A 20,208-nucleotide genomic window follows, 5' to 3' on the forward strand; every position below is an offset into this window, starting at 1 on the left:
CGTATTGTCTCTCGACGGACTAAGCAGACGAAAAGTCGTCAATGTGATGAAAATCAGAGCTATCGTGAACCTGATTCTCGCTTTTGCTTTCTTCTATCGTGAAGAGAGGTTCAGTGACTTAGGACTAACTGGTAGTATACGGACAAGACAATTTCGGTACCCAAGGTGACCCCGTGACCCAAGTAACTTTACCTGAATACAGCAACATGGTTTCCACGCTTCGTGCTGACTCTCTGGCCGTAACACCAGCAGAAATGCATGGCCTTCTGGCGGGAATGTTGTGCGGTGGACTAGACCCTGAGTTGGGTAACTGGATGCCGATGCTTTATGACTACACCAATGACGGTGCAGGCTGGCCACATGAATCAAAAACACTGGCCGCAACCAGCGTTGGTCTGGCGAGCCAGCAACTCACTGGTGGTCAGATGGATTTCGAAGTGCTGTTGCCGGATGAAAGTGAATCCTTGCTTGATCGCGGTGATGCGCTGTCTGAGTGGGTAAGTGCTTTTATCGCAGGTATTGGTTTAGTCGGTATCACTGCAGGCAAACTGTCTGACGACTCGAAAGAAGTGCTGGCAGACCTGACAGAAATTGCACAGCTTGGCATTGACGAGGACGATGATATGGAAGAGCAGGCATTGCTTTTCGAACAAGTCATCGAGCACGTCCGCGTCTGCGCAATGACGCTTCATGCCGAGCTTGGCATCAAACCGCAGACCGAAGAAAAACCAACCCTGCACTAACAGATCACTGTCGGAGACTGACGCAGAATGGATGCTGAGCCATCAACACAAAATTTTGATGTCGTGATTGCAGGCGGCGCAATGGCAGGTGCCACTTTGGCATTGGCCATTGAGCAACTGACGCAGGCTGGCTTGTCCGTGGCGGTAGTGGAAGCCACCATTCCGGACAACAGCCACCCTGGCTATGATGCCCGAAGCATTGCCCTTTCCTATGGTAGCTGCCAGTTGCTCGACAACATCGGCGTGTGGAAAACCTTGTCGCCATTTGCCACTCCGATCAGCAAAATCCATGTCTCCGACCGCGGCCACTTCGGCCTGACCGAAATGAATGCCCGTGAAGAAGGTCTGGATTACCTCGGCAATGTGATTGAGCTTGCCGACGCCGGGCGCGTTTTTCACCATGCGTTGGGTAAAGCCAAAAACATCTCGCTGTTTTGCCCGGCTTTTGTCACTGATATCAAGCGCGAAATCGACAGTGTCACTCTGACGCTCAATGATGGAAAAGCGCTGACCGCAAAACTGGTCGTCGCAGCGGACGGCGCCCTATCATCTTGCTGCGATATGGTGGGGATTGAGCGCCATGAGCATGACTTTGAACAGGTTGCGCTGATAGCGAATGTCACCACAGAACTCGCTCATCAAGGCCGTGCCTTCGAACGTTTTACCGAAACCGGCCCTGTCGCCTTGTTGCCGATGTCTGAAGGCAGAAGCTCACTGGTATGGTGCGTCAAACCTCACGAAGCGCCGGCGATGCTTTCCATGTCTGACGATGAGTTTGCACAAGCACTGCAACAGGCTTTCGGCTGGCGTTTGGGACGACTATTGCATGTTGGTCAGCGTGGCAGCTATCCGTTGATTCTGCGTCAGGCAACCCGTCTTATCAGTCACCGCTTTGCCGTGGTTGGGAATGCGGCACAAACGCTTCACCCGATTGCCGGCCAAGGCTTTAACCTTGGTCTTCGTGATGTGGTATCGCTGGCTGAAGAAATCGCCAAAGCGCACGCTGATGGCAAAGATTGCGGTCAAATGCCTGTGCTTCAATCATACCTCGCACGACGCGAACCAGACCGCGATACCACAGTCGCCATGACATCAGGTTTGGTTCACGGATTCTCCAACACCACAGCACCACTGATTCTGGGACGAAACCTGGGGCTGGCAGCCATGTCAGTCTTTAGCGAATTGAAAGCGCCATTGCTGAAACGTGCAATGGGCTTGGTAGAACGATAATGAAAATGACAAATGTAGACATCGCCATTATCGGCGGTGGCATGGTTGGTCTGACACTCGCTGCTGCACTGGCAGACAGCGATCTTCGCATCGCGATCATCGAAGGCAAAATGCCGGAGCCAGAACTCGCTCCCTTGCCCGACCTTCGCGTTTCTGCGTTGAGCCGCGCCAGTGAGCGTATTCTGAAAAACGTCGGCGCGTGGGAAGGCATTCAATCCCGACGCTCAAGTCCATATCAAAAAATGTCGGTATGGGAACAAGACAGCTTCGCCGCAATTGATTTCGATGCGATGGACTTGGGTCAACCCAACCTTGGTTACATCGTTGAAAACCGCGTTATTCAGCTGGCACTGTTTGAGCGCGTGAAGCAGCAACAAAATGTCACCCTATTCTGCCCAGACCGCTGCGCCAGCATGATGTTTGGTGAGACAGAAGCCTGGCTAACCCTTGAATCGGGCAGCGCCATTACCGCGAAACTCGTGGTCGGGGCTGACGGTGCTAACTCCTGGGTACGCAACCAGCTATCGATTCCATTAACCCATTGGGATTACGGACATAGCGCGCTGGTCGCCAATATCCGGACCGAAGAGCCTCATGATGGTGTCGCACGCCAGATTTTCACTCCGGATGGCCCGCTGGCTTTCCTGCCACTGTCTGATCCGAACCTAAGTTCGATCGTTTGGTCGCAATCACCGGCAAATGCCGATGCTCGTTGCTCCATGCCTGAAGACGAATTCAACAAAGCCTTGAGTGCTGCATTCGATCTCCGCCTTGGCCTTTGCTCGGTTGACGGTGAACGTGCAGCCTTTCCACTGAAAATGCGTTACGCGAGAGACTTCGTGGTCGAGCGCGCTGCCCTGATTGGCGATGCCGCCCACACGATTCATCCGCTGGCAGGTCAAGGCGTAAACCTGGGCCTCTTGGATGCCGCGACGCTGGCACAAGAGCTGATCCGCTTAAGTGATGAAGGCAAAGACATTGGTGAAAAAACCAACCTCCGTGCTTTCGAACGCTGGCGTAAAGCTGAAGCCGCACAAATGATTGCCGCAATGCAAGGGTTCCGCGATTTGTTTGCTGGCGAAAACCCGGCGAAGAAACTCATTCGTGGTATTGGCCTAATGGCAGCCGCCACACTTCCGGGCATCAAAACCCAGTTCATTAAGCGGGCGCTTGGACTGACAGGTGATTTGCCAAAACTGGCGAAGAAGTAGATTTATTTAAGGTCCCAGGACTTAGGTCCTAGAAATAGAATTCATACCATTGTGAAACGACAAAACGGTACTGAGCATTTTCATTTCACCGAACCTGCACTTCCTAGGCACTAGGATCTGCTCTTCTCCTAGGACCTTTTTTCCTAACCCCATAAAAAAACGGCGCCTTTCGGCGCCGTCTTCAATCAAAAGTTGCTTCGGGTAAGCGATTACGCTTGGCCTTTAACTTCTTTCAGACCCTTGTAAGGTGCTTTGCCAGCCAGTGCTTCTTCGATACGAATCAGTTGGTTGTACTTAGCAACACGGTCAGAACGGCTCATAGAACCAGTCTTGATTTGGCCAGCCGCAGTACCTACCGCCAGGTCAGCGATAGTTGCGTCTTCAGTTTCACCTGAACGGTGAGAGATAACAGCAGTGTAGCCTGCGTCTTTAGCCATCTTGATTGCAGCCAGAGTTTCAGTCAGAGAACCGATCTGGTTGAACTTGATCAGGATAGAGTTAGCTACGCCTTTCTCGATACCTTGAGCCAGGATCTTAGTGTTAGTTACGAACAGGTCGTCACCAACCAGCTGGATTTTGCCGCCCAGCAGTTCTGTTTGGTGCTTGAAGCCATCCCAATCAGACTCGTCCAGACCGTCTTCGATAGAAACGATTGGGAACTGATCTACCAGGCCAGCCAGGTAGTGGTTGAACTCTTCTGAAGTGAAGGTTTTGCCTTCGCCTTTCATGTTGTAGATGCCAGCGTCTTTGTCGAAGAACTCAGATGCTGCACAGTCCATCGCCAGAGTGATGTCTTTGCCCAGCTCGTAGCCAGCTGCTGCAACTGCTTCTGCGATAACTTCCAGTGCTTCTGCGTTAGATTTCAGGTTAGGTGCGAAACCACCTTCGTCACCAACTGCAGTGTTGTAGCCTTTAGACTTCAGTACTTTTGCCAGGTTGTGGAATACTTCCGCACCCATGCGAACTGCTTCTTTCAGAGTTGCAGCGCCAACTGGCTGAATCATGAACTCTTGGATGTCAACGTTGTTGTCTGCGTGCTCACCACCGTTGATGATGTTCATCATTGGCAGAGGCATAGAGAATACGCCAGCAGTACCGTTCAGCTCAGCAATGTGCTCGTACAGTGGCATGCCTTTCGCAGCAGCTGCTGCTTTTGCGTTCGCCAGAGAAACAGCCAGGATTGCGTTTGCACCGAACTTAGATTTGTTCTCAGTACCGTCCAGATCGATCATGATCTGGTCGATTTCTGCTTGGTTTTTCGCGTCTTTACCTTCCAGAGCGTTAGCAATTGCGCCGTTTACTGCATCAACTGCTTTCAGAACGCCTTTACCCAGGAAACGTGCTTTGTCGCCGTCACGCAGTTCCAGTGCTTCGCGAGAACCGGTAGATGCACCAGATGGAGCAGCTGCCATACCTACGAAACCACCTTCTAGGTGAACTTCTGCTTCTACAGTTGGGTTACCGCGTGAGTCAATGATTTCACGGCCCAGAACTTTAACGATCTTAGACATTGTGTTTCCTCTCGTATGTCAATAGCTTAAGAATGCGAAAAGCGGCCGCACAACCTTCGCGACCGCTTCCTTTTTTCAGTTACAGCTCACCACGCTGATTTTTACCTGCCGCTGCCACGAAGCCTGCAAACAGAGGGTGGCCGTCGCGTGGAGTAGAGGTAAATTCAGGGTGGAACTGGCACGCCACAAACCATGGGTGCGCAGGGTTTTCGATGATTTCAACCAGCTTTTTATCCGCAGACAGGCCAGATACAACCAGACCCGCTTCTTCAATCTGCGGACGCAGCACGTTGTTCACTTCATAACGGTGACGGTGACGCTCGTGAATCGTCGCGTTGCCGTACAGCTCACGTGCTTTAGTACCTTCTTTCAGGTGACACAGCTGCGCGCCAAGACGCATGGTGCCGCCCAAGTCTGATTTTTCAGTACGCTCTTCAACTTTACCTTCGCCATCTACCCACTCGGTGATCAGGCCAACAACAGGGAACTTGCTGCCCTTGTCGAATTCGGTAGAGTTCGCGCCTTCCATGCCTGCAACGTTGCGCGCGTATTCGATCAGCGCAACCTGCATGCCCAGACAGATGCCAAGGTAAGGAACTTTGTTTTCGCGAGCGTATTTCGCTGCCAGAATCTTGCCTTCTACACCACGGTCACCGAAGCCACCTGGAACAAGAATCGCGTCCAGACCTTGCAGCACTTCGTCACCACGGGTTTCCACGTCTTGTGAATCAACATACTTGATGTTCACAGTCAGTCTGTTTTTCAGGCCACCGTGCTTCAGGGCTTCGTTAACAGACTTGTAGGCATCTGGCAGTTCGATGTACTTGCCCACCATACCGATGGTTACTTCACCGGTTGGGTTCGCTTCTTCATAAATCACCTGTTCCCACTCAGACAGGTCAGCTTCTGGCGCTGTGATGCCGAAACGGGTACAGATCAGGTCATCAAGACCTTGAGAACGGATCAGTGAAGGGATCTTGTAGATGGAATCTACGTCCTTCATAGAAATGACTGCTTTTTCCTGAACGTTACAGAACAGCGCAATCTTCGAGCGCTCGTTCGCAGGAATCACGCGATCACTACGGCAAACCAGAATGTCTGGCTGAATACCGATAGACAGCAGTTCTTTCACTGAGTGTTGAGTTGGTTTGGTTTTCACTTCACCGGCTGCTGCCAGGTAAGGAACCAAAGTCAGGTGCATGAACATCGCACGCTCGCGACCCAGTTCTACCGCCAATTGACGGATAGCTTCAAGGAACGGCAGCGATTCGATATCACCTACGGTGCCACCGACTTCAACGATAGCAACGTCGTGACCTTCACCACCGGCAAGCACACGCTCTTTAATAGAGTTGGTGATGTGTGGAATAACCTGAATGGTCGCACCCAGGTAGTCGCCTCGGCGCTCTTTACGCAGCACGTCAGCGTATACACGACCCGACGTAAAGTTGTTGCGCTTGGTCATCTTGGTGCGGATGAAGCGCTCATAGTGACCCAAATCCAGGTCAGTCTCTGCGCCGTCTTCCGTAACGAATACTTCACCGTGCTGGGTTGGGCTCATGGTGCCCGGGTCCACGTTGATGTAAGGGTCAAGCTTCATCATGGTCACTTTAAGACCACGTGCTTCTAGAATTGCCGCCAATGACGCTGCTGCAATACCCTTACCTAGGGAGGAAACCACCCCGCCCGTAACAAAAATGTAATTCGTTGTCATGCTAAACCTGAGAGTTGGATTTAGGGGAAATTATTGGAAATCTGGACGGGACGACATGTTACCAGAGCCCGAAACTTCCCACAACGTGAAAACTATCACACAGAATGCCGTTTTTTTTTGTCGTAAATCAATTGAGTGATTTACGTCGATTTGTTGCCCTCATCACGCTTTACTTCTTGCCACAGATTTTCAAGCTCATCTGGCTCACTTTCCTGCAAGTTTTTACCATTATCGCGTAATTTCATTTCAATTTTGCGAAAACGACTTTCGAATTTTAGGTTCGCTTTTCGAAGTGCCATTTCCGGATTCGTGCCAAGGTGGCGGGCAAGATTGACGGCGGCAAAAAGTAAATCGCCGACTTCTTCATCGACTCGTTCTTGGTCGACATCTACCATCAAGGCTTCTTCCATTACCTCTTCAAGCTCTTCCTGCACTTTTTCGGCGACAGGGCCTACGGAGTCCCAATCAAAGCCGAAACGCGCGCAACGCTTCTGCAATTTCGCTGCACGGCCCAATGCCGGGAGTGAGGTTGGTACATCATCCAAAATACTGAGCTCTGCATCCGGTTTGGCTTTGGCGGCACGTTCCTGCGCTTTTATGCCTTCCCAGTCTGCTTTCTCCAGCGGGTTGCCATCGGCATCCTTTTCACCAAAAACATGAGGATGGCGACGCACCAGCTTGTCGCACATGGCACCGGCAATGTCTTCAAATTCAAACAGGCCCTGCTCTTTTCCGAGTTGACTATAGAACACAATCTGAAACAGCAGATCGCCCAGTTCATCGCGAACATCTGCCCATTCCTGGCGTTCAATCGCATCCACTGCTTCAAAAGTTTCTTCGATGGTGTAAGGGATTATGGAATCGAAGGTTTGCTTCTTGTCCCAATCACAGCCGTTTTGCGGGTCCCTGAGGGTAGCCATAATTTCCAGCAATTCTTGCATTCGCGACATTTTTTTCATCTGTTACCCGCCCAAAAGAAAAGGGAAAGCAGCGCTTTCCCCTTATAGAAATTGAATATTGTTAGCGAAGCCGTTTGGCTTCATGCACGTCTTTGACTTGCTCCAAGCGTGAGATCACCCGGCTCAGCACTTCAAGGTCACTCAGCTCTAAATCAAAGTCCATGATGGACATTTGCTGCTTATAGTCGACCCGGCTTTGCATACCAGAAACTTTCGCTTTTTCGTTCAGCAAGACATTGGTGAGATCTTTAATCAAACCACTTCGCTCAGATGCAGACACACGCACTGTGATTTGATAGTTGCCGATATAACCGCCGCCCCACACCGTCTCGATAAGACGCTCCGGTGCATGATGGCGAAGTTCAGCCAATTGCTCACAGTCTGCACGGTGCACTGAAATACCGCGGCCTTGCGTTACGTAGCCTTCGATTTCGTCACCCGGAATTGGCTGACAGCATCGTGCAAGGTGAGTCATCAGGTTGTCCACGCCTTCAACGACAACAGCATCTCGGCGTGGTCGCTTGGTTGTGGTCTGCGTTTCTGCTTGCTCCAGCTTGGCGCGAAGCTGCTCATCTTCCTGTTCTTTGGTCAGTTTGTTGACCACAGAGTTGATGTAATTCACCACTTGGTTGATGCGCAAATCACCGCTACCAACGCCCGCGTAAACTTCATCAAGACTGTTAACATTGAAGCGCTTCATGGCGAGTGTGGCATCTTTACTCGCCGCACCAATCTTGGCGAGTTCAGCATCGAGAATTTCTTTACCTGCCTCGACGTTCTTCTCTCGCGCTTGCTTACGGAACCACGCGTTAATCTTGGCGCGTGCGCGGCCTGACGTCACAAAGCCAAGGCTTGGGTTCAGCCAGTCACGGGAAGGGTTAGGCTCTTTCTGGGTAATGATTTCGACCTGATCGCCCATGTTGAGGTGATAGGTGAACGGCACGATACGCCCTTCCACTTTGGCCCCGATACAACGGTGACCCACTTCAGAGTGGATGTGGTAAGCAAAATCCAGAGGTGTCGCGCCGATTGGCAGGTCAACCACATCACCTTTTGGTGTAAAGGCATAGACGCGGTCATCGAATACCTGACTACGAAGTTCATCCAGCATTTCGCCGGAATCAGACATCTCTTCTTGCCAAGCCAGCAGTTTACGCAGCCAAGTGATCTTCTCATCGTAGCCACTGCGACCAGCTGAAGAACCTTCTTTATATTTCCAGTGCGCTGCGACGCCAAGCTCTGCATCGTCGTGCATCTGCTTGGTACGGATTTGGATTTCTACCGTTTTGCCTTCCGGCCCCAATACGACAGTGTGAATCGATTGGTAACCATTTGGCTTCGGGTTCGCCACGTAGTCATCGAACTCTTTCGGCAGATGGCGGTATTTGGTGTGAACGGCACCCAGTGCGGCATAACAGTCCTGGAGCTGATCAGCGATGATGCGCACAGCACGCACATCAAACAGCTCATCAAATTCCAAGCCTTTTTTCTGCATCTTACGCCAGATGCTGTAGATGTGTTTTGGTCGACCATAGACCTGCGCGTTGATGTTGGAGTTTTCCATCGCGCTTTGCAGATCAGACACAAAGGTGTCGATGTACTGCTCACGGTCAATTCGGCGTTCTGCCAGCTGTTTGGCGATTTGCTTGTAGGTCAGCGAGTGCTGATAACGGAACGCGTAATCTTCAATTTCCCACTTGAGCTGGCCGATACCTAAGCGGTTAGCAAGCGGGGCGTAGATGTTTGCACACTCTTTCGCAACCGCCTGACGCACTTCATCAGACTCGTTTTTCACTTCACGCAGGTAGGTAATGCGCTCTGCCAGTTTGATGACCACACAACGGAAATCATCCACCATGGAGAGCAACATACGGCGCACATTGTCCACTTGCGCAGCGGTCGCTTCTTCATTGTTGGCGTTCAGATGGCGAATCGCCGCCATTTCCTGAACCCCTTCCACCAGCTTGGCGATATTGTTTCCGTAATGCTCTTTGAGCAATTCATTGCTGAGCACGCCATATTCCACCATGGGGAAAAGCAACGCGGCCAGCAAGGTTTCCTTGTCCATACTCAAGGTGACAAGGATTTCAATCATCTCTCGACCACACCAGAGAGGCTGCGCGAGCGTTTGCTCATCGCCCAGTGTCTGGCAATGGTGATAGGCTTTGGTTAAAGCCTGAGATACGGCAGCCTCCTGGGCAAGACCTTCCACCCAGCGTTCAAGCACAAATTCTTTATTGTCGTTTAGGTGCGCGCCACGAATTGCGACCATTTCACTATCCTGTTTTTCTTATCCTTAAACGGGCAACCATCATGCTTGCCCGCTGGGCGACTCAATCTTTGACAAACAGCGCCATCGACTCCAAGTGCCCTGTATGTGGGAACATGTCCAACATGCCCAACCTAACCAATTGATACCCGTTATCCAAAAGCACCTGACTGTCACGTGCCAAGGTTGCCGGATTGCAGGAAACATACACTACCTGCTCAGCTCCAGATTGTGCCACATAAGGCATAACCCCTAAAGCACCAGCACGCGCCGGATCGAGCAAAATTTTGTTGTAGCTTTCACGTCCCCAGACGGTTTCAGCCGCATCCAGCTCCAGGTTGGCATGATAGAAACGCGCATTGCCTTGCTGATTACGCATCGCATTGTCTGACGCGCGCTGCACCATCTCTTCCACGCCTTCAATGCCGACAACGGCTTTTACCTTCGCAGCCAGCGGTAAACTGAAATTGCCCAGACCACAGAAAAGATCAAGCACCGCATCATCTTCTGTTAATGACAGCCAATCCAGCGCCTGCGAAATCATCTTTTCATTGATATCCGCGTTGACCTGAATAAAGTCCTGCGGCTCAAAGGCAAGCGTCAGATCGCCAAGTGCGTAATTGGGCTGCTCACCTAGGACGCGCTGCACGGCATCATCGGCTTGCTGCAAGTAATAAATCAAACCGTGTTGTTCTGCGAAGCCTTTCAGCGTTGCCTGATCGTCTTCGTGCAGCGGCTTGGTAGCACGAACCAGAAGTACTCGACCTTGATTGGAAGCCACCAGCTCAATATGACCAATAATACGACGGCCACGAAGACCATCCAGCAAGGTATAAACATCCGGCAATAGCGCATTCAACTCAGCATCAAGCACCGGACAGTCTGTGACGGTCACAATGTCATTGGCGCTGCGTTGACGGAAACCCATTTCAAGCTCACCACTTTTGCTCACTTTGACACTCAGACGTGCGCGGCGTCGGTAACCCTTTTCTTTAGACATCACCGGCGCGTCTTGCTCAAGCTCCGCTGACGCAAATTTCTTCATCAACTGGGACAGCGTTTCCTGCTTGGCATTAATCTGAGCATCATGGCCCAGGTGCTGGAGATTACAGCCGCCGCAAGTACCGTAGTGCTGGCAAAATGGCTTGATGCGCTCACCACTCGGTTTGGTGACTTTGATAAGGCGGGCACGGGCAAATTGGCGTTTATCTTCTGTCAGTTGCAGCAGCACTTCCTCGCCCGGCAATGCGCCAGCAACAAACACGGGCTTTTTCCCGTCAAACGCCACACCATCACCTTGATGGTCGAGACGGGCGATGGTCATTGCCTTGTGTTTGGTATCAAGGGTCTTTTTCTTCTGTGGCTTAAAAAAACGCGCCATGACTTATGTTCCAGCTTTCGCAGCAAACTGAGGTGCAGTCTGCGCATAGATTCGAATATTGGCGACCATTCAGTTGTGATAACCTGCTGAATTCTCGCCATCAGCTTTGATGTAGCAGCGCACCACCGTTTAGAATGGTCTTTAGGTACGCCGCAAAATTGGCGGCAATTCTCCCACAGAATAGACAGCATGACCAAATACGGACTTCGCGCCAGAGTAATCACCCTAACCCTTGCCCCGACGCTAATCATCGGCATATTGCTGAGCGCCTATTTCATTAAAAACCGCTATCAGGAACTGGAGCAGCAACTCGCAGTAGCCGGGCAGGCGATTATCGAACCCTTGGCGATTGCCAGTGAAATCGGCCTTGCCAATGAAAGCCGGGAAAATGTGCGGCGACTGATTGGTCACACGCACCGTCAGCACAGCGAATACATCCGCAGCATTGCAGTGTTCTCCAGCCAGAACGATCTGTTTGTCACCTCCAACTATCACCGCAACCTCGACTTGCTGGCAGTGCCCCGCGGGCAACCCTTGCCAGAGCGTCTGGAAGTCATTCACCTGAAAGATGCGCTTCTGCTTCGCGCGCCCATCCGCGCGATTGCTGGCTTTAACAATGCGCTGGTACAGGAACAACCTATCGGCTACATCACCATGGAAATGGATCTTTCCACGGTGAAGCTCAAGCAATATCAAGAAGTCATCTCCGCTGGCGTGGTGTTGATTCTCGGCCTGATCCTTTCTTGCTTCTTTGCCTATCGCCTGCTGCTTGATGTCGAAATGCCGATCAAGCAGATGATAAGCATGATCGACAGAATCCGTCGCGGGCATCTCGATGTTCGGATTGAAGGCAAATTACTCGGCGAGTTAGATACCCTGAAAAACGGGATCAACGCGATGGCGATTTCATTGTCGGAATATCACCTTGAGATGCAGCAAAGTATCGATCAGGCGACCTCCGATTTGCGCGAAACTCTGGAGCAGTTAGAAATCCAGAACGTTGAGCTCGATATCGCCAAGAAAAACGCACAGGAAGCGGCGCGGGTGAAATCGGAATTCCTCGCCAACATGTCGCATGAGCTTAGAACTCCGCTGAATGGTGTCATTGGCTTTACCCGTCAGATGCTGAAAACCCAGCTTTCCAGCAGCCAACAGGATTATCTGCAGACCATTGAAAAGTCAGCCAACAATCTGCTGACCATCATCAATGACATTCTGGATTTCTCGAAACTGGAAGCCGGTAAACTGCTGCTGGAAAACATCCCGTTTGATTTTGAAGACTCGCTGGATGAAGTCATGCGTCTGCTCGCGCCAATGGCACACGAAAAAGGCCTGGAGCTCAATCTTCGCATCGACCCTCGCATTCCTGCCGGCGTGATTGGCGACCCGCTTCGCATCCAGCAAGTGCTCACTAACCTGATTGGTAACGCCACTAAGTTTACTGAGCGCGGTCATATCAGCGTCAGTGTAGAGCTCAAGCAGCAGCGCGATGAACGCCTTGAGCTTCAGTTTGTTATCCGTGATACCGGTATCGGTATCTCTGAGCGTCAGCAATCGCAGCTGTTTCAGGCTTTCCGGCAGGCAGATGCCAGCATCAGCCGTCGATATGGTGGTACCGGCCTTGGCCTGGTGATCACCCAGAAGCTGGTGCAGCAAATGGGCGGCGATATTGGTTTTTCCAGCCGTCTGCATCAGGGGTCAACCTTCTGGTTCACCATGTCTTTGATCCAAACTGATCTGCCGCTGGTGCACCCTATCGATACCGAAGCTCTGCAAGGGCAATCACTGATGCTGATTGAACCTGACCATGAAAGCCGTTTGATGATGCGTGAACGTCTGGCGCATTTCGACATCGCATTGAGCGATTTCGCTGAGTTGCCTGAAACGTCTGAGCGGGTTTCCTCTGTACTGATTTGTGTTGATGCTGTCGACGTACCGAAAAGTGATGCGCTGATTGCACAGGCTAAACGCGCAGAAGCCTTCAGTGAGCGCGTCATTTTCTGTTTGCCGACGACAGAGCTTGCGCTTTCAGAAGCCCTGCTCGCTTCCGGTGTGGCGGCTTGCCTTGCCAAGCCGCTGTCTGTGCGAAAACTCATCGAGCAACTTCAGGGAGAGCAGCAGTCCCTTGCTCTGCTGCCACCCGCGGTTGAAGTCCACACTGACAAAGCACCGCTGACGGTGATGGCAGTGGATGACAACCCAGCCAACCTCAAGCTCATCACCGCCTTGTTGAAAGAGCGCGTAACCAATGTGTTTACTGCATCAGATGGTAAAGCGGCTCTCGACTGTGCACAGAAGCAACATTTCGACCTCATCCTGATGGATATCCAAATGCCAGAAATGGACGGTGTAACGGCTTGTCAGGAAATACGCAAAACACCGCTCAATCAACACACGCCTGTGGTGGCCGTGACAGCCCATGCCATGACAGGCGAGCGCGAACGCTTGCTCAACGAAGGGATGGACGACTACCTGACCAAGCCGATTGAAGAACATATTCTCGAGCAGGTACTGCACCACTGGACGCATCCGCATAGCGGTGAAGTTCAACCCAATTCGCCACTGATCACGCCAAATAAGTTGGGCGACACCCTCAGCATTGACTGGTCATTGGCAATGAAGCAAGCGGCAGGCAAAGAGGATCTCGCCAGAGAAATGCTGCAGATGCTGGTGCGTTCTTTTGATGAGGTCGAAGAGAAAGTCAATCTGGCGCTGAAAGACAACAAGGTCGACTTGAGCGCGGTGATCCACAAACTCCATGGCAGCTGCGCCTACAGCGGTGTACCAAGGCTCAAAAACCTTTGTCATGAACTGGAAACCCAGCTTAAAAAAGGCGCAACGGTCGAAGACATCGAGCCAGAGCTTTTTGAATTGTTAGATGAAATTCAGAACATTCGGGAGCAATCGCCTCATTATCTGGGTATCAGCAATTAAATCGTAAATAGCAAAACGCCCGCATCCGCGGGCGTTTTTGTTTGTGTGGTCAGCATTGGCGAAAAAGCTAGTTGGTCTCTAACAGCACCGTCGCCACGGCATAGCGTTTCTCATCAGCGATGGTGAGGAAAATATTCTTCACCCCACGCTCATCGGCAAGCTTTCGCGCTACACCAGAGAAATCCACCACAGGCTTTCCAAGCTCATCGTTCGTTACTTCAAAGTCATGGAAAGTCACACCACAAGCTATCCCCGTCCCCAGCGCTTTTGAAGCGGCTTCTTTCACTGCGAAACGCTTGGCAAGAAAGCGGGCCGGGAAGTTGGAGCTGGAATAGGTTTCCAACTCGTTTTCTGTCAGCACACGTTTAGCAAATGCATCTCCAGTGCGCGCAATGATTTTCTCAAGACGCTCAATTTCTACGATGTCAGTGCCAAGGCCAACCACAGCCATTAGCGACGTGCTTCCAGCATCAGCGCTTTCATGTCTGCAACTGCTTTTGGCAGGCCTTCAAAGACTGCGCGGCCAACAATCGCGTGACCGATGTTCAGCTCATAAATCTCTGGAATTGCTGCAATAGGCTTCACGTTGTGGTACGTCAGGCCGTGACCAGCGTTCACCTTGATACCCAGATCGTCTGCATAGCTCGCACCCGCTGCGATTTTCTTCAGCTCTGCCTGCATGTCTTCTTCGGTCGTCGCCTCTGCATAGTGGCCTGTGTGCAGCTCAATAAAAGGGGCTCCACAGGCTTTTGCTGCGTCGATTTGCGCACGGTCTGCATCGATGAATAGCGACACTTTAATGCCCGCTGCAGTCAGCGTTTCCGTTGCAGCTTTCACTTTCTCAAGCTGGCCTGCCACATCTAAACCGCCTTCAGTGGTCAGCTCTTCGCGTTTCTCAGGGACCAGACACACGTAAGCCGGCTTTACTTCCAGCGCGATGTTGACCATCTCATCAGTCACTGCCATTTCCAGGTTCATGCGGGTCTGGATGGTGTCTTTCAGAATATGAACGTCGCGGTCTTTAATGTGGCGACGGTCTTCACGCAAGTGAACGGTAATACCATCCGCGCCCGCACGCTCTGCAATATCTGCAGCGTGGACAGGATCAGGGTATTGGGTGCCACGTGCATTACGAACGGTCGCGACGTGGTCAATATTGACGCCCAGATAAATGGTACTCATTGCGTTAATTTCCTTGTTCTTAACATAAAAAGCTCACGGCTTTTGAGCGGTTTGGAGCCAAGATAAGGCTTGAGGGCCAAGCGTGTAAAGCGCTTCGCCGCTTTTAGCTGTTCTGCCGTTGAGAATTGTCTTGTTGCCAGCGCTTCTAAGTCGCTGCCCGTAAAAGTGAGGTTATTGCTTTTCATCAGCGAGGCGACAAAACCTTGCTGCTCCCGGAAGATATACGTCATCGATGCATCGACTGGCTCACCGCTACCCGCACAATGCAGGAAATCGACCCCGTATCCGAGCGAGTCCAGTAAAGCGAGTTCGAAGCGTCGTAGCGCTGGCTCAGGATTACTGTGCTGAGCCAGATCAGTCAGCGCATTGACGTAATCAAAGAAGAGTTGATGGTACGCGGTTTCAGGTTCTACAACCCGGCTTAAGATCTCATTGAGATAAAAGCCTGAAAACAGGGCATTGCCTGAAAGCGGGATCGCAAGCCCCATGGCTTCAGCATGACGCAAGGTATGCATTTCGCCGCGGCCGGACCATTTCATCAAGAGAGGAGTAAAAGGCTGGAGCGCCCCTTTTAAGGGAGAGCGTTTACCACGGGCGCCTTTTGCCATCAAACTGACGCGCCCGTGATTTTCGCTGAAAACATCCAGAATCAGGCTGGTCTCACTGTAGGGTCGTGAGTGCAGAACAAAGCAGCGCTGCAAGCCTTCCATATTGCTCCTGAATGTCTCAGCCAATGACGCTGTTAAAGGTCGTCGATGTAACCGAGGCTGCGCAGTGCGCGCTCGTCATCAGCCCAACCGGATTTCACTTTTACCCAAAGCTCAAGGTAGACCTTGCGCTCGAAAAGGTCTTCCATATCGAGACGGGCTTCACGGCCGATGGTTTTGATTTTGTCGCCACCCTTGCCGATCACCATACGCTTCTGACCGTTACGCTCAACCAGGATCAGGCCATTGATTTCAAAGCCATCCGTTTCTGGGTTGTAATCAAAGCGCTCGATTTCAACGGTGACTGAGTATGGCAGTTCATCACCGGTGAAACGCATCAGCTTTTCACGGATGATTTCAGACGCCATAAAGCGCTGAGAACGGTCTGTGACGTACTCTTCCGGGAAGTACCACTCGCCTTCCGGCAGGTGGTTACGAACCAGCTTCTCGACCACATCAATGTTGGTGCCGTGTTTCGCTGAAACAGGAACTACGTCGATGAAGTCCATTTTCTCACTGACTTCCTGAAGGTGCGGGAACAACTCGCCTTTTTCCTTCACATTATCGACTTTGTTGATCAGCAGTACGGTTGGCAGCTCAGCTTTCTTGAGCTTGTTCAGTACCATCTCATCATCTTGCGTCCACTGCGTGCCGTCCACCAGGAACAGTACCAGTTCAACGTCAGTCAGGGAGCTTGAAGCCGCACGGTTCATCAAACGGTTAATGGTGCGTTTTTCTTCAATGTGCAGTCCCGGTGTATCCACATATACCGCCTGATAACCATCACGGGTATCGACACCCATGATGCGGTGTCGGGTGGTTTGTGGTTTACGCGAGGTAATAGACAGCTTCTGCCCAACCAAGCGGTTGAGAAGTGTCGATTTGCCCACATTCGGGCGGCCAACGATGGCAATAAAGCCACAGTGGTGCGTTTCGTGCGTGTCTGTCATGAGTCCAGCTTTTGCAATGCCAGTTCTGCAGCCGCTTGCTCAGCCTTGCGACGACTGCTGCCTTTACCTACGACAGGTCGATCCAGACCTGCTACTTCACATTCCACCGTAAATTGCTGGTTATGCGCTTCGCCTTGTACCTTAGTCACATTATAGGCAGGCAGCGGCTTACGACGCCCTTGCAGGAATTCCTGCAAACGTGTTTTCGGATCTTTCTGGTTCGCGCCCGGCTGGATAGTTTCCAGACGTTGTTTGTACCAGCTCAATATAATTCCACGTACCGTTTCCAGATCGCTGTCGAGGTAGATAGCGCCGATGATTGCCTCAACGGCGTCTGCCAGGATAGAGTCACGGCGGAAACCACCACTTTTCAGCTCACCCGGCCCCAGTTGCAGCACATCACCCAGTTCGAACTCGCGGCCCAATTCAGCCAGCGTGTTACCACGAACCAAGGTTGCACGCATGCGGCTCATATCACCTTCATCAACGTTCGGGAAACGATGGTAGAGGTCGTCAGCAACAACGAAACTCAAAATAGAATCGCCCAGAAACTCCAAACGCTCATTGTGATTTCCACTGGCGCTTCGGTGTGTCAGGGCGAGACTGAGAAGCGCCGCATCACTAAATTCATAGCCGATGCGACGCTGTAATTTATTTATAGGTGTTGTCATGTCGTTCCAAGTTAATCAATGCCGCCGATGCGATTGAAACGCACCCCGACAGGTACCCAAGACGGCAGGAAACTGTCGCCTTGTTCATCAAATTCAAAACTGATCCAGATACCGACTGCTTTACCTACCAGATTAGCTTCAGGTACAAAGCCCCAGAAGCGGCTGTCTTTACTGTTGTCACGGTTGTCACCCATCACGAAGTATTCGCCTTCCGGCACCACCCACTCACCCAGACCCGGTGTTGGGTAATACTGACCTGCTTGATTCGGCATATATGGGTTCACCAGAATCTGGTGAGGCTCAACGCCCAACTCTTCCTGCGCCTGAATCAGGTTCGCGCCGCGCTGAACGAACTCACTCTTGTGAACATCATCCACGGGCACCAATTCACAGGTCGATTCACCTTTCTTCTGGATGCACAGGCGTTTGTCTTCGCTGTAGCGAACCGTGTCACCCGGCACACCAATCACGCGCTTGATAAAGTCGATGTTTGGCTGTGGTGGGTACTTGAACACCACCACGTCACCGCGCTCTGGCTTCCCGGTTTCGACCAATTGATGGCGGAATACGGGATCTTTCAGGCCGTAAGCGAACTTCTCCACCAGGATAAAGTCACCCACCAACAGTGTCGGCATCATAGAACCAGATGGGATCTGGAACGGCTCGTAAATAAACGAACGCAGCACCAGAACAAGGCCAATAACAGGGAACACGGAAGCTGAGGTTTCTACCCAGCTTGGCTGAGGGGCAACTTGTGCAACCTGCTCTTCACTTAACTCACCACCGTCCACATTGAGCGCTTCAGCCGCTTTTTGCTGGCGTCGCGGCGCCCATTTGAACTTATCCAGTGCCCAGATAATCCCAGTAAACAGGGTGACAAGCACCAGAATCAGCGAGAAAGTATTAGCCATCGTGTTCCCCTAAACCTTTAATCCCTTTTTATTACTTATCTTTGCCTACGTGCAGAATCGCCAGGAACGCTTCTTGAGGCAGTTCGACGTTACCGATCTGCTTCATACGTTTCTTACCTTCTTTTTGCTTCTGCAGCAGTTTCTTCTTACGGCTTACGTCACCACCGTAACACTTCGCGGTGACGTTTTTACGAAGCTGTTTCACGGTCGAGCGCGCAATAATGTGGTTACCGATTGCTGCCTGAATCGCGATGTCGAACTGCTGACGAGGGATGAAATCTTTCATTTTCTCAACCAGATCACGGCCACGGGATTGCGCCTGATCTTTGTGAGTGATGATAGCCAATGCATCCACATTGTCGCCGTTCAGCAATACGTCAACACGCACCATGTTAGATGCTTCATAACGCTGGAAGTTGTAATCCAGAGAAGCATAACCGCGAGACGTCGATTTCAGACGGTCGAAGAAGTCCAGAACCACTTCTGCCATTGGAATATCGTAAGTCAGGGCGACTTGGTTGCCGTGGTAAACCATGTCAACTTGAACGCCACGCTTCTCTACACACAAGGTGATAACGTTACCCAGGTACTCTGAAGGCACCAGGATATTACAGCGTGCAATTGGCTCACCCATCACTTCGATATCGTTAACCGCTGGCAATTTCGCAGGGCTATCAACGTACAGGGTGTCACCGTTGGTCTTCTTCACTTCGTACACTACGGTTGGTGCCGTGGTGATCAGATCCAGATTGTATTCACGCTCCAGACGCTCCTGGATGATTTCCATGTGCAGCATGCCAAGGAAACCACAACGGAAACCAAAGCCCAGTGCTGCTGAGTTTTCTGGCTCGTAGAACAGTGACGCATCGTTCAGGCTCAGTTTGCCCAGTGCATCACGGAAGTTTTCGTAGTCGTCAGACGAAACAGGGAACAGACCCGCATAAACCTGAGGCTTCACTTTCTTAAAGCCTGGTAGCGGTGTTTCTGCACCGTGTTTTGCGTGGGTCAGGGTATCACCCACTGGCGCGCCCAGAATGTCTTTAATGCCACAAACAACCCAGCCCACCTCGCCGGTGCGCAGACCTTGGGTGTCAGTTTGTTTTGGTGTGAAGATACCAATGCGATCAACGCCCCACACCTGACCGGTGCTCATGACTTTGATCTTATCGCCTTTCTTCAGCTCGCCGTTCTTAATGCGAACCAGCGATACAACGCCCAGATAGTTATCGAACCATGAGTCGATGATCAGCGCTTGCAGCGGCGCTTCTGGGTCTCCTTCAGGTGCCGGAACATTCTTAACGATATCTTCCAGAACCAGATCTACGCCGAGACCCGTTTTCGCTGAACAGCGGGTCGCTTCAGTCGCATCGATACCCACGATGTCTTCAATCTCTTCCGCTACGCGGTCAGGATCGGCCGCTGGCAGGTCAATTTTGTTCAGGATTGGAACCACTTCCAGATCCATTTCAATCGCGGTGTAGCAGTTCGCCAACGTCTGAGCTTCTACGCCCTGACCCGCGTCCACCACCAGCAAAGCACCCTCACACGCCGCCAGAGAACGAGAAACTTCGTAAGAGAAGTCAACGTGTCCCGGGGTGTCGATGAAGTTCAGCTGATAGGTTTCCCCATCCTGCGCTGCATAATTCAGCGTCACACTTTGTGCTTTGATGGTGATACCACGTTCGCGTTCAAGATCCATAGAATCCAGAACCTGCGCCGCCATTTCACGGTCAGTTAGGCCGCCACAGACCTGAATAAGACGGTCTGACAGAGTCGACTTACCGTGGTCAATGTGGGCAATAATCGAAAAGTTACGAATGTGCTTCATAAATGGT

At 51.6% G+C, this 20,208-nt stretch carries 16 protein-coding genes; 4 read left to right on the forward strand and 12 right to left on the reverse strand.

Annotation, left to right across the window (positions count from 1 at the left end; all coding sequences use genetic code 11):
* The first annotated feature begins 173 nt into the window (after nt 1-173).
* The 3 genes from G5S52_RS21390 to G5S52_RS21400 are packed head-to-tail and all read left to right on the forward strand — an operon-like array spanning nt 174 to nt 3,184.
* Entirely contained in the window at nt 174-743 is a 570-nt protein-coding gene (locus G5S52_RS21390) for a YecA/YgfB family protein (protein ID WP_002537567.1), read from the forward strand.
* A gap of 27 nt (nt 744-770) precedes the next feature.
* A complete protein-coding gene (ubiH, locus tag G5S52_RS21395) occupies nt 771-1,973 on the forward strand; it encodes a 2-octaprenyl-6-methoxyphenyl hydroxylase (RefSeq protein WP_165018341.1) in 1,203 nt (400 codons plus the stop codon).
* A complete protein-coding gene (locus G5S52_RS21400; protein WP_165018343.1) occupies nt 1,973-3,184 on the forward strand; it encodes an FAD-dependent 2-octaprenylphenol hydroxylase in 1,212 nt (403 codons plus the stop codon). Before ubiH ends, G5S52_RS21400 begins: the two co-directional genes overlap by 1 nt.
* A gap of 209 nt (nt 3,185-3,393) precedes the next feature.
* Here the strand turns inward: G5S52_RS21400 and eno are convergent, their stop codons facing one another.
* The 5 genes from eno to rlmD all read right to left on the reverse strand — a co-directional run bounded on the left by eno (nt 3,394) and on the right by rlmD (nt 11,018).
* Nucleotides 3,394-4,695, reverse strand: coding sequence for a phosphopyruvate hydratase (gene eno, locus G5S52_RS21405; RefSeq protein ID WP_165018345.1), 1,302 nt, complete (start codon nt 4,693-4,695; stop codon nt 3,394-3,396).
* Between the two features lie 79 nt (nt 4,696-4,774).
* Nucleotides 4,775-6,409 carry a CTP synthase gene (gene pyrG, locus G5S52_RS21410; protein ID WP_165018347.1) on the reverse strand — a complete coding sequence of 545 codons (1,635 nt, stop codon included), beginning with the start codon at nt 6,407-6,409 and terminating at the stop codon, nt 4,775-4,777.
* A gap of 140 nt (nt 6,410-6,549) precedes the next feature.
* Nucleotides 6,550-7,368, reverse strand: a complete 819-nt coding sequence (gene mazG / locus G5S52_RS21415; protein ID WP_165018349.1) for a nucleoside triphosphate pyrophosphohydrolase — start codon at nt 7,366-7,368, stop codon at nt 6,550-6,552.
* A gap of 61 nt (nt 7,369-7,429) precedes the next feature.
* Nucleotides 7,430-9,640, reverse strand: coding sequence for a GTP diphosphokinase (gene relA, locus G5S52_RS21420; RefSeq protein ID WP_165018351.1), 2,211 nt, complete (start codon nt 9,638-9,640; stop codon nt 7,430-7,432).
* Between the two features lie 61 nt (nt 9,641-9,701).
* Complete coding sequence (gene rlmD, locus G5S52_RS21425; RefSeq protein WP_165018353.1) at nt 9,702-11,018, reverse strand: 23S rRNA (uracil(1939)-C(5))-methyltransferase RlmD; 1,317 nt, start codon at nt 11,016-11,018, stop codon at nt 9,702-9,704.
* Between the two features lie 189 nt (nt 11,019-11,207).
* On the opposite strand from rlmD, the gene barA reads away from it, so the two are divergent.
* On the forward strand, nt 11,208-13,952 hold the full coding sequence (barA, locus tag G5S52_RS21430) for a two-component sensor histidine kinase BarA (protein ID WP_165018354.1): 2,745 nt from the start codon (nt 11,208-11,210) through the stop codon (nt 13,950-13,952).
* A 67-nt stretch (nt 13,953-14,019) separates the two neighbouring features.
* Here the strand turns inward: barA and acpS are convergent, their stop codons facing one another.
* Genes acpS through lepA form a run of 7 tightly spaced genes read right to left on the reverse strand, consistent with a single transcriptional unit; the run spans nt 14,020 to nt 20,201 of the window.
* Entirely contained in the window at nt 14,020-14,403 is a 384-nt protein-coding gene (gene acpS / locus G5S52_RS21435) for a holo-ACP synthase (RefSeq protein ID WP_165018356.1), read from the reverse strand.
* Nucleotides 14,403-15,134, reverse strand: coding sequence for a pyridoxine 5'-phosphate synthase (pdxJ, locus tag G5S52_RS21440; RefSeq protein ID WP_046304279.1), 732 nt, complete (start codon nt 15,132-15,134; stop codon nt 14,403-14,405). Before pdxJ ends, acpS begins: the two co-directional genes overlap by 1 nt.
* A complete protein-coding gene (recO, locus tag G5S52_RS21445) occupies nt 15,131-15,844 on the reverse strand; it encodes a DNA repair protein RecO (protein WP_002537525.1) in 714 nt (237 codons plus the stop codon). Before recO ends, pdxJ begins: the two co-directional genes overlap by 4 nt.
* A 32-nt stretch (nt 15,845-15,876) precedes the next feature.
* On the reverse strand, nt 15,877-16,791 hold the full coding sequence (gene era / locus G5S52_RS21450) for a GTPase Era (RefSeq protein WP_165018358.1): 915 nt from the start codon (nt 16,789-16,791) through the stop codon (nt 15,877-15,879).
* Complete coding sequence (gene rnc, locus G5S52_RS21455) at nt 16,788-17,462, reverse strand: ribonuclease III (protein WP_165018360.1); 675 nt, start codon at nt 17,460-17,462, stop codon at nt 16,788-16,790. Before rnc ends, era begins: the two co-directional genes overlap by 4 nt.
* 11 nt (nt 17,463-17,473) lie before the next feature.
* Nucleotides 17,474-18,373 (reverse strand): signal peptidase I, encoded by a 900-nt coding sequence (gene lepB, locus G5S52_RS21460; protein ID WP_046304280.1) that lies wholly within the window; start codon nt 18,371-18,373, stop codon nt 17,474-17,476.
* 31 nt (nt 18,374-18,404) lie between these two features.
* Nucleotides 18,405-20,201 carry a translation elongation factor 4 gene (gene lepA / locus G5S52_RS21465; RefSeq protein WP_165018362.1) on the reverse strand — a complete coding sequence of 599 codons (1,797 nt, stop codon included), beginning with the start codon at nt 20,199-20,201 and terminating at the stop codon, nt 18,405-18,407.
* Nucleotides 20,202-20,208: the final 7 nt, after the last annotated feature.

The sequence above is a fragment of the Grimontia sedimenti genome (assembly GCF_011045095.1).
Classification (GTDB): domain Bacteria; phylum Pseudomonadota; class Gammaproteobacteria; order Enterobacterales; family Vibrionaceae; genus Enterovibrio; species Enterovibrio sedimenti.

Excerpts from the sequence above, each read along its gene's own strand:
- ubiH (WP_165018341.1), top strand. The coding sequence starts at position 771 with ATGGATGCTGAGCCATCAACACAAAATTTTGATGTCGTGATTGCAGGC.
- G5S52_RS21400 (WP_165018343.1), top strand. The coding sequence starts at position 1,973 with ATGAAAATGACAAATGTAGACATCGCCATTATCGGCGGTGGCATGGTT.
- eno (WP_165018345.1), bottom strand. The coding sequence starts at position 4,695 with ATGTCTAAGATCGTTAAAGTTCTGGGCCGTGAAATCATTGACTCACGC.
- pyrG (WP_165018347.1), bottom strand. The coding sequence starts at position 6,409 with ATGACAACGAATTACATTTTTGTTACGGGCGGGGTGGTTTCCTCCCTA.
- mazG (WP_165018349.1), bottom strand. The coding sequence starts at position 7,368 with ATGAAAAAAATGTCGCGAATGCAAGAATTGCTGGAAATTATGGCTACC.
- relA (WP_165018351.1), bottom strand. The coding sequence starts at position 9,640 with ATGGTCGCAATTCGTGGCGCGCACCTAAACGACAATAAAGAATTTGTG.
- rlmD (WP_165018353.1), bottom strand. The coding sequence starts at position 11,018 with ATGGCGCGTTTTTTTAAGCCACAGAAGAAAAAGACCCTTGATACCAAA.
- barA (WP_165018354.1), top strand. The coding sequence starts at position 11,208 with ATGACCAAATACGGACTTCGCGCCAGAGTAATCACCCTAACCCTTGCC.
- acpS (WP_165018356.1), bottom strand. The coding sequence starts at position 14,403 with ATGGCTGTGGTTGGCCTTGGCACTGACATCGTAGAAATTGAGCGTCTT.
- pdxJ (WP_046304279.1), bottom strand. The coding sequence starts at position 15,134 with ATGAGTACCATTTATCTGGGCGTCAATATTGACCACGTCGCGACCGTT.
- recO (WP_002537525.1), bottom strand. The coding sequence starts at position 15,844 with ATGGAAGGCTTGCAGCGCTGCTTTGTTCTGCACTCACGACCCTACAGT.
- era (WP_165018358.1), bottom strand. The coding sequence starts at position 16,791 with ATGACAGACACGCACGAAACGCACCACTGTGGCTTTATTGCCATCGTT.
- rnc (WP_165018360.1), bottom strand. The coding sequence starts at position 17,462 with ATGACAACACCTATAAATAAATTACAGCGTCGCATCGGCTATGAATTT.
- lepB (WP_046304280.1), bottom strand. The coding sequence starts at position 18,373 with ATGGCTAATACTTTCTCGCTGATTCTGGTGCTTGTCACCCTGTTTACT.
- lepA (WP_165018362.1), bottom strand. The coding sequence starts at position 20,201 with ATGAAGCACATTCGTAACTTTTCGATTATTGCCCACATTGACCACGGT.